Annotated in this window: 14 protein-coding genes; 6 read left to right on the forward strand and 8 right to left on the reverse strand. The window is 56.6% G+C overall.

Features of this window, described 5'->3' with window-relative positions; translation table 11 throughout:
• The 3 genes from DC28_RS16510 to DC28_RS04015 form a co-directional block, all read left to right on the forward strand.
• Positions 1-203 (forward strand): hypothetical protein (locus tag DC28_RS16510; protein WP_037546215.1); only part of this gene is annotated, 203 nt, incomplete at its 5' end.
• A 120-nt stretch (positions 204-323) separates the two neighbouring features.
• Entirely contained in the window at positions 324-1,526 is a 1,203-nt protein-coding gene (locus DC28_RS04010; protein ID WP_037546310.1) for a M20 metallopeptidase family protein, read from the forward strand.
• A complete protein-coding gene (locus tag DC28_RS04015) occupies positions 1,513-2,268 on the forward strand; it encodes a TPM domain-containing protein (RefSeq protein WP_162180184.1) in 756 nt (251 codons plus the stop codon). The genes DC28_RS04010 and DC28_RS04015 overlap by 14 nt, the downstream gene beginning before the upstream one ends.
• Before the next feature lie 290 nt (positions 2,269-2,558).
• Here DC28_RS04015 and cmoB read toward each other — a convergent pair whose 3' ends face one another.
• Positions 2,559-3,584, reverse strand: coding sequence for a tRNA 5-methoxyuridine(34)/uridine 5-oxyacetic acid(34) synthase CmoB (cmoB, locus tag DC28_RS04020; RefSeq protein ID WP_052078431.1), 1,026 nt, complete (start codon positions 3,582-3,584; stop codon positions 2,559-2,561).
• A 2-nt stretch (positions 3,585-3,586) separates the two neighbouring features.
• Positions 3,587-4,312 carry a carboxy-S-adenosyl-L-methionine synthase CmoA gene (gene cmoA / locus DC28_RS04025; protein ID WP_037546218.1) on the reverse strand — a complete coding sequence of 242 codons (726 nt, stop codon included), beginning with the start codon at positions 4,310-4,312 and terminating at the stop codon, positions 3,587-3,589.
• Positions 4,313-4,350: 38 nt separating this feature from the next.
• On the opposite strand from cmoA, the gene DC28_RS04030 reads away from it, so the two are divergent.
• Positions 4,351-6,675 (forward strand): alpha-galactosidase, encoded by a 2,325-nt coding sequence (locus tag DC28_RS04030; protein WP_052078432.1) that lies wholly within the window; start codon positions 4,351-4,353, stop codon positions 6,673-6,675.
• Positions 6,676-6,852: 177 nt separating this feature from the next.
• Here DC28_RS04030 and trhA read toward each other — a convergent pair whose 3' ends face one another.
• The 6 genes from trhA to DC28_RS04055 form a co-directional block, all read right to left on the reverse strand.
• Positions 6,853-7,509, reverse strand: a complete 657-nt coding sequence (gene trhA / locus DC28_RS04035) for a PAQR family membrane homeostasis protein TrhA (protein ID WP_202962952.1) — start codon at positions 7,507-7,509, stop codon at positions 6,853-6,855.
• A 106-nt stretch (positions 7,510-7,615) separates the two neighbouring features.
• Positions 7,616-7,741, reverse strand: coding sequence for a hypothetical protein (locus DC28_RS16830; RefSeq protein ID WP_280938006.1), 126 nt, complete (start codon positions 7,739-7,741; stop codon positions 7,616-7,618).
• A 25-nt stretch (positions 7,742-7,766) separates the two neighbouring features.
• Entirely contained in the window at positions 7,767-8,786 is a 1,020-nt protein-coding gene (locus tag DC28_RS04040; RefSeq protein WP_037546219.1) for an ABC transporter permease, read from the reverse strand.
• Between the two features lies 1 nt (position 8,787).
• Entirely contained in the window at positions 8,788-9,834 is a 1,047-nt protein-coding gene (locus DC28_RS04045; protein WP_037546221.1) for an ABC transporter permease, read from the reverse strand.
• Entirely contained in the window at positions 9,831-10,826 is a 996-nt protein-coding gene (locus tag DC28_RS04050; protein WP_037546224.1) for an ABC transporter ATP-binding protein, read from the reverse strand. Before DC28_RS04050 ends, DC28_RS04045 begins: the two co-directional genes overlap by 4 nt.
• A gap of 71 nt (positions 10,827-10,897) precedes the next feature.
• Positions 10,898-11,581, reverse strand: a complete 684-nt coding sequence (locus DC28_RS04055) for a TetR/AcrR family transcriptional regulator (RefSeq protein WP_037546225.1) — start codon at positions 11,579-11,581, stop codon at positions 10,898-10,900.
• Between the two features lie 149 nt (positions 11,582-11,730).
• Between DC28_RS04055 and DC28_RS04060 the strand changes: the two genes are divergently transcribed.
• Both DC28_RS04060 and DC28_RS04065 read left to right on the forward strand, forming a co-directional pair.
• Entirely contained in the window at positions 11,731-13,500 is a 1,770-nt protein-coding gene (locus tag DC28_RS04060) for a DNA repair helicase XPB (protein ID WP_037546227.1), read from the forward strand.
• 60 nt (positions 13,501-13,560) lie between these two features.
• The gene (locus tag DC28_RS04065) at positions 13,561-15,678 is read left to right on the forward strand and encodes a hypothetical protein (protein WP_037546229.1); all 2,118 of its coding nucleotides are present in this window, start codon (positions 13,561-13,563) and stop codon (positions 15,676-15,678) included.
• The last annotated feature ends 82 nt before the right edge of the window (positions 15,679-15,760 follow it).

Raw genomic sequence — 15,760 nt, forward strand, 5'->3', positions numbered from 1 at the left:
GCCGGGGTGATACCCGCACCCGGGCCGAACACATGGGCCTGAGCCGGGAGCGCTTGGCGGAGATCCTTCAAAGCCTATGGGGCCGGCGGCCGTTTCGGGGTAAGCTATCTCTCTGGACGGAGGAGCTGAAGACCTGGAATATGAAGTGGCGCAATCCCGGGGTGGACTTCGGGACCTACGTGCCGAAGTACATTTCGGCGTGATGAGGCGGGTGTGCTCTGGGGGTTTCTGAGGCACAAAAAAGTTACAGGCTTTTGCGCACTTGGCAAGGATTAGGGCACCGGGTGTTGGCCAGTTCAGTCTATTCGGGGTATCCTGCAGGTATGGATTTCGGAACAGAAATACGGCGCAAGGCTGCGGAATTGGCGGCCAAGGCGGTTGCCCGACGACGGCATATGCATCAAAACCCAGAGCTCAGTTTCCAGGAACAACGGACAAGCGCTTGGATCATGAGCCAGCTTCAGGAGATGGGTATTCCCGCTCAACCCGGGATCGGGGGAAACGGGATACGGGCAGTTATCCACGGAGAGAAACCCGGACCGGTCATCGCTCTTCGGGCTGATTTTGACGCCCTGCCCATTACCGAACTCAATGAAATCCCCTTTAAAAGCTGCAATCCCGGGGTTATGCATGCCTGCGGGCACGATGCCCATACGGCTATCCTGCTGACCGCCGGAGAGATTCTCTGGTCCCTGCGCCGGGACCTAGGCGGTACCGTGGTGTTGATTTTTCAGCCCGGAGAGGAAAAAACCCCCGGCGGAGCCCAGGGGATGATCGCCCAGGGGGTACTGGAGAATCCGGATGTTCAGCGCATTCTCGGTGAGCATATCAACCCCTCCTTGGAGGCTGGTACGGTGGGTTTCCGGCCAGGGCTCATGATGGCCAGTGCCGACGAACTCTACCTCACCGTGAAGGGCCGGGGCGGCCATGCGGCGAGTCCCCACATGGTTGTAGATCCCATCAGTATAGCTAGCCAGATTATTGTGGGTCTTCAGCAGGTGGTCAGCCGGAATGCCAACCCGGAAATTCCCAGCGTTCTCAGTTTCGGCCGGATTTTAGGGGATGGCGCGATGAATGTGATCCCCGATCAGGTGGTTATTGCCGGCACCTTCAGGACCGTAGACGAAACCTGGCGGGCGGATGCCCTGGAGCGGATACAGACCATGGCGGTGCAGACCGCCCGGGCTATGGGAGCGGATTGTGAGGTTCATATCGATCACGGATATCCGGTGGTGCACAATGACGAGGCCCTGACCCGGCGTGCCCGGGCTGCCGCCGAGGAGTACCTCGGTCCGGAACATGTGGTTGATCTGCCCCTGGTCATGTGGGCCGAGGATTTCGCGTATTTTGGCCGGAGGGTTCCGGGATGTTTTTACAATCTGGGAGTAGCCAATACCCAGAAGGGCTGGAACAGCCCCCTTCACAGCCCCACCCTCATGATTGATGAGCGGGCCCTGGAAACCGGTGCGGGGCTCATGGCCTTTCTTGCCGTACAGGAACTGAGGGATGCCCATGAGTCTCAATGAGGATCAATTTGAACGATTCAAGGTCTGGTTTCTCCGAGGCGAGCAGGACCAACAGCGGGTCCGAAGGGCAATTTCAGAGCTGGAGTCCCGGACATCAGCGGAGGTTCTCCCCCTGGTGGTGTATCAGAGCAGCTCCTACCGGTTTGCGTACTGGCGGGCGGTAGTTGCTATCCTGGTCCTAACTCTGCTGTTGAGCATCGTCTTGGTTATCGTGACCCCCCCGGCAGAAACGCTCTTCAATATTGTGGGCCGCATAATCCTGGTGTTGGTTGTAAGCAATCCTATCTTGATTCTCCTGCTCCATGTGTTTCCCACCATACGCTTAATCTTTACGACCCAGGCGGAGCGCAGGGATATCGTCCGGGATTCAGCCATGGCCTGCTTCTACCGGTTCGGGCTTGCCGATACCAGAGATAACTCAGGGGTGCTCCTCTATATTTCCGCCCTGGAGCGGGAGGTTCGCATCCTGGTGGACCAGGGGGTAGCTCAGAAGGTATCCCGGAACCGCTGGGATGCCCTGGCAGAGAGAACCCAAAAACTCCTTAACACCGGCAAGGGCGTCTATACCGTCATTGAAGCCATTGAGTGTATGTCCGCAATCCTGGGTGATAGCCTGCCCCGCAGGCCGGATGATGAGAACGAGCTTCCCGATCTCCTGGTATGCCGCATGCCCCTGGAATGGAACCCCTCCGAGGAGGATCTAGTGGTAAGGGAGCATCTCCGGGGTTTTACCAGTACATAAGATTCACCTAGTGGGCAAAGGGTTGTAACCCTTCTGTAATGCGCAAACGGTTGTAACGATTCACTCCGGCAACACCATCCCTGGGCCGGTTCCCGAACCATGCCGCTGTGTCCGGTTTGTAGTGCGCAAAAGGTTGTAACTTTAGGCCTCCGCGACACTATCCCTGGGTTAGCTTTCGGAACGCGCCGCCATATCTGGTGTAGTTTACAACCTTTTGCGCACTAGGTATCCGGTTAAAGTACCTTGGGGTTCGTTCAAAAGACGGCTGCAATGGGTTCAACCGTCTACTACTAATTACGTTCCGCCCGTAAACTGGCGCGCAGCGGCGCCGGGTATCCCTCGACGGTTCGACTGGGATCCTGGGGGTCCAGAAAGTCCTCCAGACTCTCGAAGGTCATCCAGGGGGTCGATCGCTGTTCCTGGAGGGTGGTAGGAGTAATATCCAGTACTGCCTCCCGTACAAATCCTGCCCGGCGGACCCAATGGAGTAATTCATCCAGGCTGGGAATAAACCACACGTTACGCATCTTGGCATACCGATCCCGGGGAACAAGTATCTGCCCGTATTCCTGGGGGATAATCAGGGTTTCCAATACTAGTTCCCCCTGGGGAGCCAGAGCAGCCTTGAGCTGGAATAAATGATCAAAGGGACTTCGCTGGTGGTATAAAACCCCCATGGAAAATACGGTATCAAAACACTGACTATTGGGGGGCAGCTCCTCCAGGGTCAGGGGGAGAACCCCGACCCGGGGCGGCGGTGATCCCACTAAGCCCCGGCAGAGGTAAAACTGGGCTGTACTGACCAGGAAGGGTTCTACACCCACCCCAAGATCAGCACCCTCCAACAGCATCCGCCACAAATGGTATCCGCTCCCGCAACCAACATCTAGAACCCGGCGACCCGCTAGGGGCGCGATCTGGCCGGCAATCCGATCCCATTTCCAATCAGACCGCCACTCGGTGTCCACATATACATCGCCGAACATAAAGGGGCCCTTCCGCCATGGTTTAAGGCCTGTCAGGATGTCCCGGGCTGCCGGAGGGAAGGCCAGGGCCCCGGAAGCCTTCAGATGCGGGAGACCTGGGGCAGTAGAATCCCCTTCAAAACTCGCCGCCCCAGAATTCCCCTGGGGTCCCGCCGCCTGCCGGGCACCCAGGAGCTGCTCCATCTGAGCCAGCAGGGCGTGTCCGCTTTGCCGCATCCCATCCAGGAGCTGACAGCTCCGGGCAATCGCCCCGTCCCCAAAGGCCTGGGGCAACCCTTTACTCAACCAGGGCTCGCTACCCAGCTCCCGGAGAACCTCGGTTAAGATCACATCTACCGCCTCTGGGCCAAGAAGCTGACGAACTGAAACCAGCCATACCATTGGGTAACAAAGCCGAAGCCTGCCTCAGCCAGGGCGTCCCGGTGTTCCTGGGCAGTCCAGGGAACCAACACGTTTTCTAGGGCCTGTCGCTTCTGGGCAATCTCAAGGTCCGAGTAGCCGTTTCGGCGTTTAAAATCGACATGCAAATCCGTGATCATCTGCTGCTCTTCGGGATCGGAGAATCCGATTTTTTCTGAAAGAATCAATACCCCCCCGGGCACGAGGGCACTACGAATCCGCCCTAGGAGCTCCGGCCGGTCCTGAGGGGCGACGAACTGAAGGGTAAAATTGAGTACCACCACCGAAGCATTCCCCAAGGGAGTGTCCTGGATGTTCTCCCTCCGGACCTCCACGGGAGCAAGGGAAGGATCTCCGTCCATCACCCGCCGACACCGCTCGACCATAGCCGGGGAGTTATCCACCGCCACGATGCTTGCATCCTTGGCTAACAAATTATGTCGAATCGCCAGAGTACTGGCACCGAGACTGCAACCCAGGTCGTAACACCGGGTACCATCCTGGGCAAACCGCCGGGTAAACTGACCAATCGACTCTAGAATACTCTCGTATCCCGGCACGGAGCGCTTGATCATATCCGGGAAAACCCGGGCGACCCGGTCATCGAAGCGAAATGGTTCGGGCGGTCCCTCTGCCCGGGCGTAAATTCTGTCCTTCATAATCCCACTGTAGCATAAAACCTGGTACAATAGCAGCCATGATACAACTGCATGATCGCCAGGCCATTATCCACGCCGGTCCCCTCACCTACAGTCTCGGCGCAACTCCGGAGGGTTTCCTGCTCCAAGGCTTTGCAGGCTACCTTGGATCAGGGGTTCATTCTTTTCAGGGTGATTCTAACGCCTCAGCCTCGGAAGCATCCCCGGACCCCTCGGGTCAGAACCTGCCGTTCCAGTATCTCGGCCCGAGTGCCAGAAAAGCCTACCACCCCCCCCGGCCTAACAGCTGTGCAGGCCAGATCTACGCCCCTGACATAGAGCCGGCCCAGGCCCTCATGCCCCCTGATCTCGGCCCCGACAGCGAGCTCTGGGAATTTCCGGCCCCGGGTATCGGAGACTTCCGGAATCCCGGCATCGAAATCCGCACCGGGGAAGGCCATACCACCTGTGATCTACGGGTTCGAAGTATGAGACTCCTGGATGAAAAGCCTGCCATCAAGGGATTACCCAGCGTCCGGCAGAACCCCCTGGAGGGAGACCGGACCCTGGAGATACTCTTGGAAGACCGGGTACTATCCCTAGAGATCCGGCTGCTCTACACCAGCCTGCCGGAGTACGGGGTCATTGCCCGATCTGCCCGGGTGCACAATAAGGGGTCCCGGGTACTGCATTTGGGTCATCTAGCCAGCCTCAACCTTGATCTGCCCATCCACGACTACTATTTCGGTCAACTCAGCGGTACCTGGGCCCGGGAACGACATCCCCTGTTCCGTCCCCTGCAACCCGGCCTCACCGAGGTGCATAGCCGCCGGGGGCAAAGCGGTCCTGAGACGAGCCCCCAGATATTCCTCGCCGCCCCCGGAACCACCGAAACCACTGGAGAGGTATTTTCTGCAGGTCTTGTTTACAGTGGAAATTTTTCCGGATCTGCGGAGGTCAATGGATTCGGTGCGACTCGTCTTCAAATAGGTATCAATCCCCGGGGATTCGACTGGCCCCTTGCGCCGGGAGAGAGCTTCCAGGCACCGGAGGCCTGGCTGGGATATAGCAACCGGGGATTCGGGCCCCTATCCCGCAATCTCCACCGCCTTATCCGGGAGAGGCTCTGCATCAGCCCCTGGAGCAGCCGGGAACGTCCGATTCTACTGAATAACTGGGAGGCAACCTACTTCGATTTTTCCCATAAGGATCTGGTCACCCTCGCTAAGGCCGGAGCAAAGGCGGGGATCGAACTATTCGTGCTGGATGACGGTTGGTTCGGAGAGCGGAGGAACGACAGTTCTTCCCTGGGGGATTGGGAGGTGAACCCTCAAAAATTGCCCCGGGGGCTTGAGGGACTTGCAGGAGATATCCGGGCCCTGGGATTGGAATTCGGTCTTTGGATTGAGCCCGAGATGGTCAGCCCGGACAGTCAGCTGTACCGCCGACATCCCGACTGGTGTATCCACATTCCCGGCCGGAACAGGACGCTGGGACGGAATCAGCTGGTACTCGACTTAGCCCGCCGGGAGGTTCAGGACTGGATAATTCACACCGTGGAGGGCCTGGTATCCAAGGCTCCCATAACCTACATCAAGTGGGATATGAACCGCCCCATCACCGAATCCAGCCCGGCTCACAGCCACAGCTACATGCTCGGACTTTACCGGATCCTGGAACATCTCACCCTCGGCCACCCCGAGGTACTCTTTGAGGGTTGTTCCGCCGGGGGAGGCCGCTTTGATCTGGGGATGCTGGCCTATTATCCCCAGTTTTGGACCAGCGACGACACCGACGCCATCGAACGCCTGCCGATCCAGTGGGGTACCAGCCTCGGCTATCCCACCAGTGCCATGGCAAGTCATATCAGCGCCGTACCCAACCACCAGGTAGGCCGGACCACCCCCCTGGACACCCGGGCTGTCACTGCCTTCTGGGGGGTTTTCGGGTACGAACTGAACCTCAGCCGGAGCAAGGATGAGGAACTCACCCAACTGAATACCCTAAGCGGATGGTATAAAAAGCTCCGGACTCTACTCCAGTTCGGAGATCTCTATCGCCTGGAGGGCCCCACAGCCAGGCCTTTGGGCTGCAGCAGTCCAGGAGCCCTGGATCGATGGTCTTGGATGATGACCTCCCGGGATAGGGGCCGGGCACTGGTCTGCAGCGTACAGGTACTATCCCAACCGAATCCGACCGTCCCCCGGTTTTTGCGCCTGGAAGGCTTGAATGCCAAAACAATGTACCGGGTATGGGCTGTAAGTCCCCGGGGACAAGAGGATCTCGGTTTGGTTCCCGGGGAGGTGGCGCTGTACCGGGGTATCGCACTACCCTACAGGCCTGGAGACTTCCAATCAGCGATGCTCTATCTTGAGGAATCCTAGCAGGCCGCGTCCACGGCAAATCACATTCTTAAACTGATTCAGCCGCGGCCACCCGACTCCCAGGCCGGGTGCACGGCGTATCACGATAGATAATCGCTGCCGCCGTTGACGCCACGCTATAAGGCCGCGTCCACGGCAAATCACGGGCAGGGGGACACACAGGCGAGGTAAACGCCGCTACCGCGCCACGTACATGGCATAGCCCAGGTAGAAGGAAACGCTCCCGGCCAATACAAAGAGGTGCCAGATAACATGGGCGAATCGCAGGGAACGCCATGCATAAAAGATGAACCCCAGGGAGTAGCTCAGTCCCCCGATGACCGCCCAGAGGATGAACCCCGGGGGTGATTGTCGAAGAAAGGGCCCAAGGACAAAGACGATCAACCAGCCCATGGGCAGATAGAGGGCATCAACAATGAGGGGCAACTTCTTCATGACGAAGAGTTTCATACACAAACCGATAATCGCAATTGCCCACACCACGCCGAAGAGCCACCAGCCCGCCGCACCCCGAAGGATCACCAAACTGAGGGGTGTGTAGGTACCGGCAATGAGCAGGTAAATCGCCCCATGGTCCAGACGTTCAAGACGCTGGCGGATCCTGGGAAAATCAGCGAAGCCATGGAGGAGAGCCGATGATAGATAGAGGATTATCTGGGTTGTCCCATAGATACTGAAGCTTACATACTTCCAGGGGTCAGGGTTTTCTCCGGTGACAATGAGGAGAACAACCAAGCCGGCGATGGAAAGACCCGCGCCAATTGCGTGGGTTAGACTGTTGAAGATTTCTTCCATGGCTGAAAGGCCGTCGGGGGTTGATGCGGTACGGTTCATAGGATGCCAAGGATACCTGAAAAACCGAGGTTTGTCATTCAGGGAGAAAACAACCTAGGACGAAAAAATAGGGGAGTGCAGCCTGCCGCCCCACTCCCCCGCGCTTCTACTCGTCCTCGGGCTCTTCTTCCTGTGTCTTCCGTTTATTCATTATAGAACCCAGAACCTTCAATTTTAGGTACCCTAAAAAGACTACCCCGAGTGCTATAAGCACCCACCAATACCATGCCATATCTAGCTCCTTTCCACCGCCCCAATCACCGGGGGCGGAGTTTTTTTCCTATAGTCAGGGCGATGATTCCCATGGAACCCAAGCCCATGAGGGTATTAATCCCCGCACTGATCCAGAATGAACCATTCCCGCGAAATCCGAGGTACAGATCCTCGAAGGTACGGAACATCCAGTAGTTAGGGAAGATGTAAAACAGGGGATGCCAATCCGCCGAAATGAATATCGTAATCATGGGCACCGTTAAATAGAGAAGCATCACCACCTTGAGAACCGCCACCGCCTGAATCTGATTCTTAGCCAAGCCTCCGACGATCATCGCTATGGCCAATGGCATTGCCGCCGATGAAACCAGAGCCACCAAAAACAGCCCCAGGGGCACTTCAAACCCCGCCATAATCAGATGTCCGGCCAGGGCGACCCCGGCCCCGATAATCAGGGCGAGTCCCCCCCGGGCGGTAAAATACTGCCAGGGCCGCAGGGGAGTAACGGCAAACGCCCGGCTCACCCCCTGCTCCTTCTCATCGATCATCCCGAAGGCAACCGCCAGTCCGCCTATCAACACGGCCATCATAACCAGCATAACCGCTGCGTAGGGTCCCAGCAGAGAGGGCTTGCTCGCCTGGGAAACCTGGTACTCGCCCTCAAATCCCCCCCGACTCACCACATCTATCACGGACTGAAGGATAACCCGGGAGTTGCCGTCCTCGTTTCCCTCCAGGATTATCTGCCAATCTCCATCGTCCTGCCGGATCAAGCCGCCCACGTCATCGGTACCCAGCACCCGCTTTTTCACATCCCGGGCATGGGCGAACTCCTCAATTCGGGCGAACTGAGACAGCTCTTCCGCAAAGCCCTGGGCTTGGGCACGGCCCGGACCATCCTGAGGCACCTCCACTGCCAGGGAGATAACCGCGGTTTCCAAACTTGGCAGGAAGATTTTCACCCCACCGGCCAGGAGGATGGGTGCGATAAGCAGGTAGATAATCAGGCTGTCCCGTATAGAATTGGTGGTATCAAATTTCATGAGTGAGAGTATCTTTTTCATCTCAGCCCCCCTTCAATAGTTTTTTTTGCACCGACCAGGCGGCGAATCCGGCTGCTCCAGCGGTCCAGAGCAATCCCCAGAGCAGGGTCTGGGTTATCAGTTCACCGTCCCCCGAGGGGAACAGGACCTCACGGAGGGCGTATACCAGGTTGTAACTGGGAATCACCTGAATCCACGAGGGATTGAATACCGGGTAGATGTAGCTGAAGAAGGGCAGCATATTCAGGATCAGCAGGGCCAGGCCAGGGAAAAACCAGTGGCTCAGGTTGCGGAACCACGCAGAGAATCCCAGTCCGAAGAGCGTCATAAACATACTTCCATACACAATCAGACCAAGGAGTCCGGGGGCATTAAAATCACCCCCAAACCCGAGGACCACCACACCGAAACCGTATACCAACCCGAGAAGGGTAAACACCAAGGCCTTGGACAGGATATAGGGCCATAATCCTCCCGGAGTGACCCGGTAGGCCCGGATGGTGCCTTCTTGTTTTTCCTGAAAGATAAACACCGCGACCAGGAGGAATCCGAGAATTCCCACCTCAAAGGCGAGGAAAATGGGAACTCCCGAGAGATTCAGGGGTATGGGTTCGCTTTGGGGGCGCAAATAGGTCACCGGGCGATTCAGTCCGGAATTATCCGGTTCAGGGCTGTTGAGTCGGGATACTACCACATCCACAGAAGCCTTCAGGAGATTTACCGTCTTCTCGGGAACCGGACGGGCAAGCTCGATGTGTACCACCGGATTCTCCAGAGTCCCAGAGACCACCATGCCAATGGCATCGGGATTCTCCGTCAGTACGGCTTCCAGCTGCTCGGGACTGTCGACTATTGCCTCGGATCGAGCGCCGCTATCCAAAAGGGCGGTCTTCAGGGGCGTGCCGGGCAAGGTATCCAGGATGTACTCCCCCGGGCCGGATGTTAGCTCAGCGGGTAAAAAGAGAATCATGGCCGCCATCACTACCATGATGACCCCGATGACCAGTATATGCCCATTACGCCAGGCAAGTACGAGATCCTGTTTTAGCAGGGTGAGAAGGGTTTTCACGACAGCCCCCTTCCGGTGAGTTTAATAAAAATCTGCTCCAGGCTCGCCTCCTGGCTATGCATGGTCTCAATGAGTCCCGAACCCAGAAGTTCAGCCACCCTCCGGGTGTCAGCGGGGTTTTGGGGGAAGAGAACCTCCCGCTGGACGGCTGGGGTGTGGGAGGAGGGATCCGTGGATGGTTCCCTTCCGCTTCCTTCTGCCTGATCCCCGGATGCCTGATCTCCAGATGCCTGATCTCCAGATGCCTGATCTCCAGATGCCTGATCCCCGGAGGATTTCGCGGCCCGGGTCGGGTCTTGACGGTATTCTACTACCAGAGATTTTTCCCCGTACTGGAGTTTGAGATTCCTAGGGGCATCCATGGCTACAATGGCGCCGTCGTATAGAAACGCTACGGTATCGCAGAGATCGTCGGCGATCTGCATGTTATGGGTAGTCAAAAAAACCGTACACCCTTCATCTCGCTTATCCCGGATGATCTGTTTTATCCGCTCCGCAGTTGCCGGGTCCAGACCGCTGGTAGGTTCATCCAGGAATAGGATCCTGGGATTATTAACCAGGGCCCGGGCAAACACCAGACGCTGTTTCATCCCCTTTGAGTAGGCGCTGGTCCGCTTATGGGCTGCATCGGTGAGTCCTACTGCATCCAGGAGAGCCCGGGGGTCGGCTGTTCCCCCGGAAAACAGTCCTGCGAAGTAGGTTAGGTTTTCAAGGCCCGTCAGTTTTCCATAGAGATTCGGATGTTCGAAGCTCATGCCAATTTGGTTGTAAAAATCCTGATGTTGTTTTTGAATCGGCGTCCCATCATAGAGCACCTGGCCCTGTTGGATCCGCAGCAATCCGGTCATAAGGGCCTGGGTCGTGCTTTTACCAGCTCCACTCGGCCCGAGAAACCCGAAAATGGTTCCTTCGGGGATCTGAAAGCTCACATCCTTTACCGAAGCATTGCCCTTCCCCTCATAATCATGGGTTAGATTGTGTACAGTAATCATTCGTTCCTCCGTAAGAATAGGTTGTACCACCCAGGGGCTGATGGTTTGCTCCCGGGCTCAAAGTTCAAGGGTTATGACTGGCCGGTCACAACCCGGATAATCGATTCATCCACCAGTCCAAGGCTTCCGGGCTCCGCCCCGATGATGCGCTCCACCGCCTGGTTATACATGTTCAGATGCCGGAGCACACCCGCTACACCCTCGGTATCTTCCGGATCAAGGGGGAGCTGCTTCGCAATGCCTTCTACCAGGCTTGCGCCGATGCGCAGGATGAATACTGCGGTTTCCTCGGGGTAATCCACAGACATACTGCCCTGGGCATTTCCCTGATGCAGAATCTCGGCAATGACCGGAGACAGCACCTGGAGGTTATGTTCCAATAGGCGGTACCGCAGGATGAGGTTTGTATCGCTGTAGAAAACCTGCAACAGGGTCATAACCAGGTCTCGATTCTCGGCTTTATAGGCGTTTGTCGTGGTAAAGATGGCATTCAGCCGCTCAATAGCACTCAAAGCCGGATCCTGTAAAATGGAGTGGATAGCAACCATTGCTTGGTCGGTAGCCCGGGCGGACAGCTGATCCAGCAGATCCTCTTTAGTTTTGAAGTAGTGGTAAAACGCTCCCTTAGACACACCTACCGCTTGAATAATGGCTGCCACACTGGTTTGCTCATACCCCTGGGTCATAAATAACCCCATGGCGGTATCCAAAAACTCATTCTTTCGCTCGTCGTATTCCTTCACAATGTGAACCATGGCTTCCTTCCTTATGACCGACGGTTGGTACATACCGACCGTCGGTCTGTATTCAAATACTACATCCTCACACACACCCTGTCAAGTTTTTCCTGCAAAAAACCCATCCCCCTTGCCCTCCCAGAGCCCCTAGGATACCCTATGAGACAATGTTCAACCCGACCAACAAGCCCCTAATTGTTCAAAGTGATTCTACCGTCCTGCTGGACGTTCATGATCCCGGTGCAGAAGAAGCCCGGCGAAGCCTCTCCCAATTTGCCGAGCTGGAAAAAAGCCCGGAACATATCCATACCTACCGGATAACCAACCTATCCCTCTGGAACGCTGCCGCTGCAGGATTCAGCCCTGAGGAACTCCTAGGCAGTCTGCAGGACTTCAGCCGGTTTCCCCTGCCGGACAGCCTCGGCATCTCCATGAAGGAAACCATGAACCGCTTCGGAGCCCTCCAACTCTTCCCGACCTCGGAGGATAAGGTGTTGTACCTCGGCACAAGGCAGAAGGCCATTTATGCAGAACTGGAGGCTCATCCGCGGCTTAAAAAACTGCTCATTCCCTATGACCCCCAATCCGCCAGGGGTATCCAGACCGAGCCGGCTGTGCCGCCCCTGGGGTTTCTGGTGCAGCTGCTTCACCGGGGCACCATTAAACAACAGCTCATCAATCTCGGCTATCCAGTGGAAGATATGGCCCCCCTCAGGGAAGGCAGCCCCCTGGATATCACCCTCCAGGACCGCACCCCCAACGGCCAACCCTTTGAAATCCGGGATTACCAGACCCAATCCGTACAGGCCTTCCTGGGAGAAAAACGTCCGGGCACGGGGTTTGGCACCATCGTACTGCCCTGCGGGGCCGGTAAAACCATCGTAGGGTTAGCCGCCATGGCTGAGCTCGGCCAGGAAACCCTGATTCTCACCACCAATTCATCGGCGGTTCATCAATGGATCCGGGAGCTTCGCGAAAAAACCACCCTGGAAGAGGACCAGATTGGGGAATACACCGGGTCAAAAAAACAGATCCGACCCGTCACGGTAGCTACCTACCAGATCCTGGTTTGGCGCCCGGATAAAGAATCGGATTTTCCCCATTTCGATCTGCTCCGAAGCCGTAATTGGGGGCTGGTCATCTACGATGAGGTTCATCTCCTGCCAGCCCCGATGTTCCGGGTTACAGCGGAGCTGCAGGCCCTGCGGCGCCTAGGACTCACTGCCACCCTGGTCCGGGAGGACGGCCTGGAACGAGAGGTGTTCAGCCTGGTAGGTCCAAAACGCTTTGATATTCCCTGGAAGGATCTTGAGGGCCGCGGCTGGATTGCCCAGGCATTCTGTGTGGAATACCGGTGTGACCTTCCCGAAGCCCGCAAAATCCCCTACGCCACCGCAGACCGCCGTCAGAAATACCGGATTGCTTCGGAAAACCCCATAAAATACGATATCGCAGAATACCTCATCGCCAAACACCGGGGTGAAAGCATTCTGGTTATCGGTCAATACCTGGATCAGCTCCGCACCATTTCCAAGGAACTAGGGGCCCCCCTGCTCACCGGCGAAACACCCCAAACCGAGCGGGATGTGCTGTACAGTAAATTCCGGGAAGGCAGCATCAAGGTACTGGTGGTAAGCAAGGTTGCGAATTTTGCTATTGATCTCCCGGATGCATCGGTCGCCATCCAGATTTCCGGAAGCTTCGGCAGCCGACAGGAGGAGGCCCAGCGCCTGGGGCGCATCCTACGACCTAAAAAGCAGCACAGCTTTTTCTACACCATCATCAGCCGCAATACCAGTGAAGAGGAGTTCTCCCTCAATCGCCAAAAATTCCTAACCGAGCAGGGATACCGGTATTCCATTGAGATCTGGGATGGAGATCCCCGGACCGATCCCGCCCCCCACACCCGGAGCAGCGGAGAGAAAACCGAGGCGTAACCCAACCCGTCTCTAGGGCAAACATTGCCACTCAACGGCCCAGAGGATACAATAGTCCGGATGAACACCATAACTCCGGACAACCAGGATACCCAAGAATGGAAAAGCGCGCTCATGAAACTCCCCGACCGGAGTTTCTTTGATATTCTCCGCAACTACCTCGGCCCGGTAAAGACTCCATACAACAAACACACCCTCATTACCCGGCTGACCGCCTTCATCACAAAACCGGACATCGTGCAGCGTATCTCATCCCTCATTACCCCGGGAGAAGAGCAAATCCTCAGTGCCCTGGATATTCTCGCTCCCGTTACCCGGGCCCACCTTCTGGACTTTCTCCAAGATCAGGGTTCCGCTGCATCGCATGTCCAGCTTCTCCGTAACCTTGAAGACCGGTTGCTGATATTCACCGACAGCGAGGGCTGTCTGGCTCTCAACCCCTACCTTGCTCCCCATCTGCGCTCCCACCATGTTCACCGAAAGCTGCTCATCCCCTCAAGCCCAAGGCCACCCGAGGACCGCTCCGGGATGCCCATCCCCTGGCTCAATGAGGCCCTGATACTATCGATCCTTCTCATAATCCAGGAAGGTAATCCGGTGTATAAACAAGACGGCAAGGTACGGAAAAAGTTCCACCAGGATCTGCTGGAGCGCATCACCGTCTTTCTCGGAAGCTCCCAGGATGCGGATCTTGCCGTGGAGGTCATGCTCCGCCTCGGTCTTATTCGTCGGGACGGCCGCGGTTTGGTGATCAACCGCCGACGCCTCGATTCCTTCGGCTCCCTCACCTCCCAACAGCGACACTTCTACCTCTGGGCGGGAGCGCTAACCCAGGAAGAACCCCAGCATGACCCCCAGACCGACCTGCCGGATTATTCGGATTACTTTTTTTTAGGATCCTTGAACCGCCGGGCGGAGGAACTAGCGTTACTCATTCAAAGCCTTGATCCCGATCAATGGTACAGCACCGCGTCGGTACCACGATTATGGGCCCTTCGCATCCAGAACCGTATGGGAACCCACACCTCGGTAAGCGAACTCTCCAAGGCCATCCGGATCCTCACCGCCGTGGGCGTCTTGAATGCCCAGACGTCATCCCAATCCCTGGGCATAAACCCGAATATTCTCAATCTCGATTCGGATCATTCCCAACTCATCCGTCCCGGAGGTCTTATTCTTCAGAGTGATTTTACTGCTACCCTTCAGCCATGGATGCCGCTGAACAAGGTACTCCCCCTCTCTCCCCTCTTCCGGCTTACCAAGGCAGATTACCTGCTCCATTTTAAACTTGACCAGGGAGGTGCCGAAAGCCTGTTCATGGTGGGATACTCCCACGAAACCCTCATCCAAGCCATTCAGGAACTAACCCAATCACCCATTCCTCAGAATATTCTAGTGAGTATCGGAGAATGGTATCGACGCTTCTCCGCAGTATCGGCTCAAAAGGGTATTCTGCTCAGGATTGAGCCGGAATACCGGGCTATGCTCTCCGATCCCCAGGTACAATCCCTGGGAATAATTGAAGTCATCCCCGGGTGTTATTTCCTGCCAGAACCCCTGGATCCCCAATGGCGGCAGACCCTCAATCAGGCAGGCCTACCCACCCTTGGACTACCGTCCTTTGAGGATTCCCGGGAACCCGGTCTGCCCCCCTTCCAAACCATCCGAATACCCCGACCGCTCCACCATCTCCAACAAGACCTGGAATTGGAACATTCCCCCTCTACCACCCCCACCTCTGAGAACTCCACGCCTACCCCCGAACGTTCCCAGCACATCCAAAAGCTGAAACACCATCTTGCCTCCATGGAGCTCGGACAGGATACCCGGTTGGAGCTCACCATGAGGATTGAACGGGGATTAATTCTTATTCCTGACCAGTTACGCCCAGAGGTCATCCGGAAGGAACAAACCGAAGCAGGGGCCTTAGACCACACTGCCAAAATCCGCCTGATAGAGCAGGCTATCCAGCTGAAGGATTACCTGGAGCTCACCTTAAGCAAGGACTCCGGGCAAACCTACCGGCTGCTTGTTAACCCCCTATCCATAAAGCATCCCCACCAGGACACCATGCTTCTGGGTGAAACCATTCCGGAATATAAGGAACTGAGCATAACCGTGAGCAGGATCCAGCACATGCGCCGTATCAGGGGGCCTCTCTTCCCACAACCCTCCTGATTCTCCGGGGTATCCCGAAACCTCCCGAAGACAGATGTCGCGGAGGTAGGCTCCTGGGATTCCTGAGGGATTCCTGAAGCGC

It is taken from the genome of Spirochaeta lutea (genome assembly GCF_000758165.1).
Taxonomy (GTDB): Bacteria; Spirochaetota; Spirochaetia; order DSM-27196; family Salinispiraceae; genus Spirochaeta_D; species Spirochaeta_D lutea.

Bases quoted from the DNA above. Each gene is read 5' to 3' on its own strand.
- DC28_RS04010 (WP_037546310.1), top strand. From the start codon at position 324: ATGGATTTCGGAACAGAAATACGGCGCAAGGCTGCGGAATTGGCGGCC.
- DC28_RS04015 (WP_162180184.1), top strand. From the start codon at position 1,513: ATGAGTCTCAATGAGGATCAATTTGAACGATTCAAGGTCTGGTTTCTC.
- cmoA (WP_037546218.1), bottom strand. From the start codon at position 4,312: ATGAAGGACAGAATTTACGCCCGGGCAGAGGGACCGCCCGAACCATTT.
- DC28_RS04030 (WP_052078432.1), top strand. From the start codon at position 4,351: ATGATACAACTGCATGATCGCCAGGCCATTATCCACGCCGGTCCCCTC.
- trhA (WP_202962952.1), bottom strand. From the start codon at position 7,509: ATGAACCGTACCGCATCAACCCCCGACGGCCTTTCAGCCATGGAAGAA.
- DC28_RS16830 (WP_280938006.1), bottom strand. From the start codon at position 7,741: ATGGCATGGTATTGGTGGGTGCTTATAGCACTCGGGGTAGTCTTTTTA.
- DC28_RS04040 (WP_037546219.1), bottom strand. From the start codon at position 8,786: ATGAAAAAGATACTCTCACTCATGAAATTTGATACCACCAATTCTATA.
- DC28_RS04050 (WP_037546224.1), bottom strand. From the start codon at position 10,826: ATGATTACTGTACACAATCTAACCCATGATTATGAGGGGAAGGGCAAT.
- DC28_RS04055 (WP_037546225.1), bottom strand. From the start codon at position 11,581: ATGGTTCACATTGTGAAGGAATACGACGAGCGAAAGAATGAGTTTTTG.
- DC28_RS04060 (WP_037546227.1), top strand. From the start codon at position 11,731: ATGTTCAACCCGACCAACAAGCCCCTAATTGTTCAAAGTGATTCTACC.
- DC28_RS04065 (WP_037546229.1), top strand. From the start codon at position 13,561: ATGAACACCATAACTCCGGACAACCAGGATACCCAAGAATGGAAAAGC.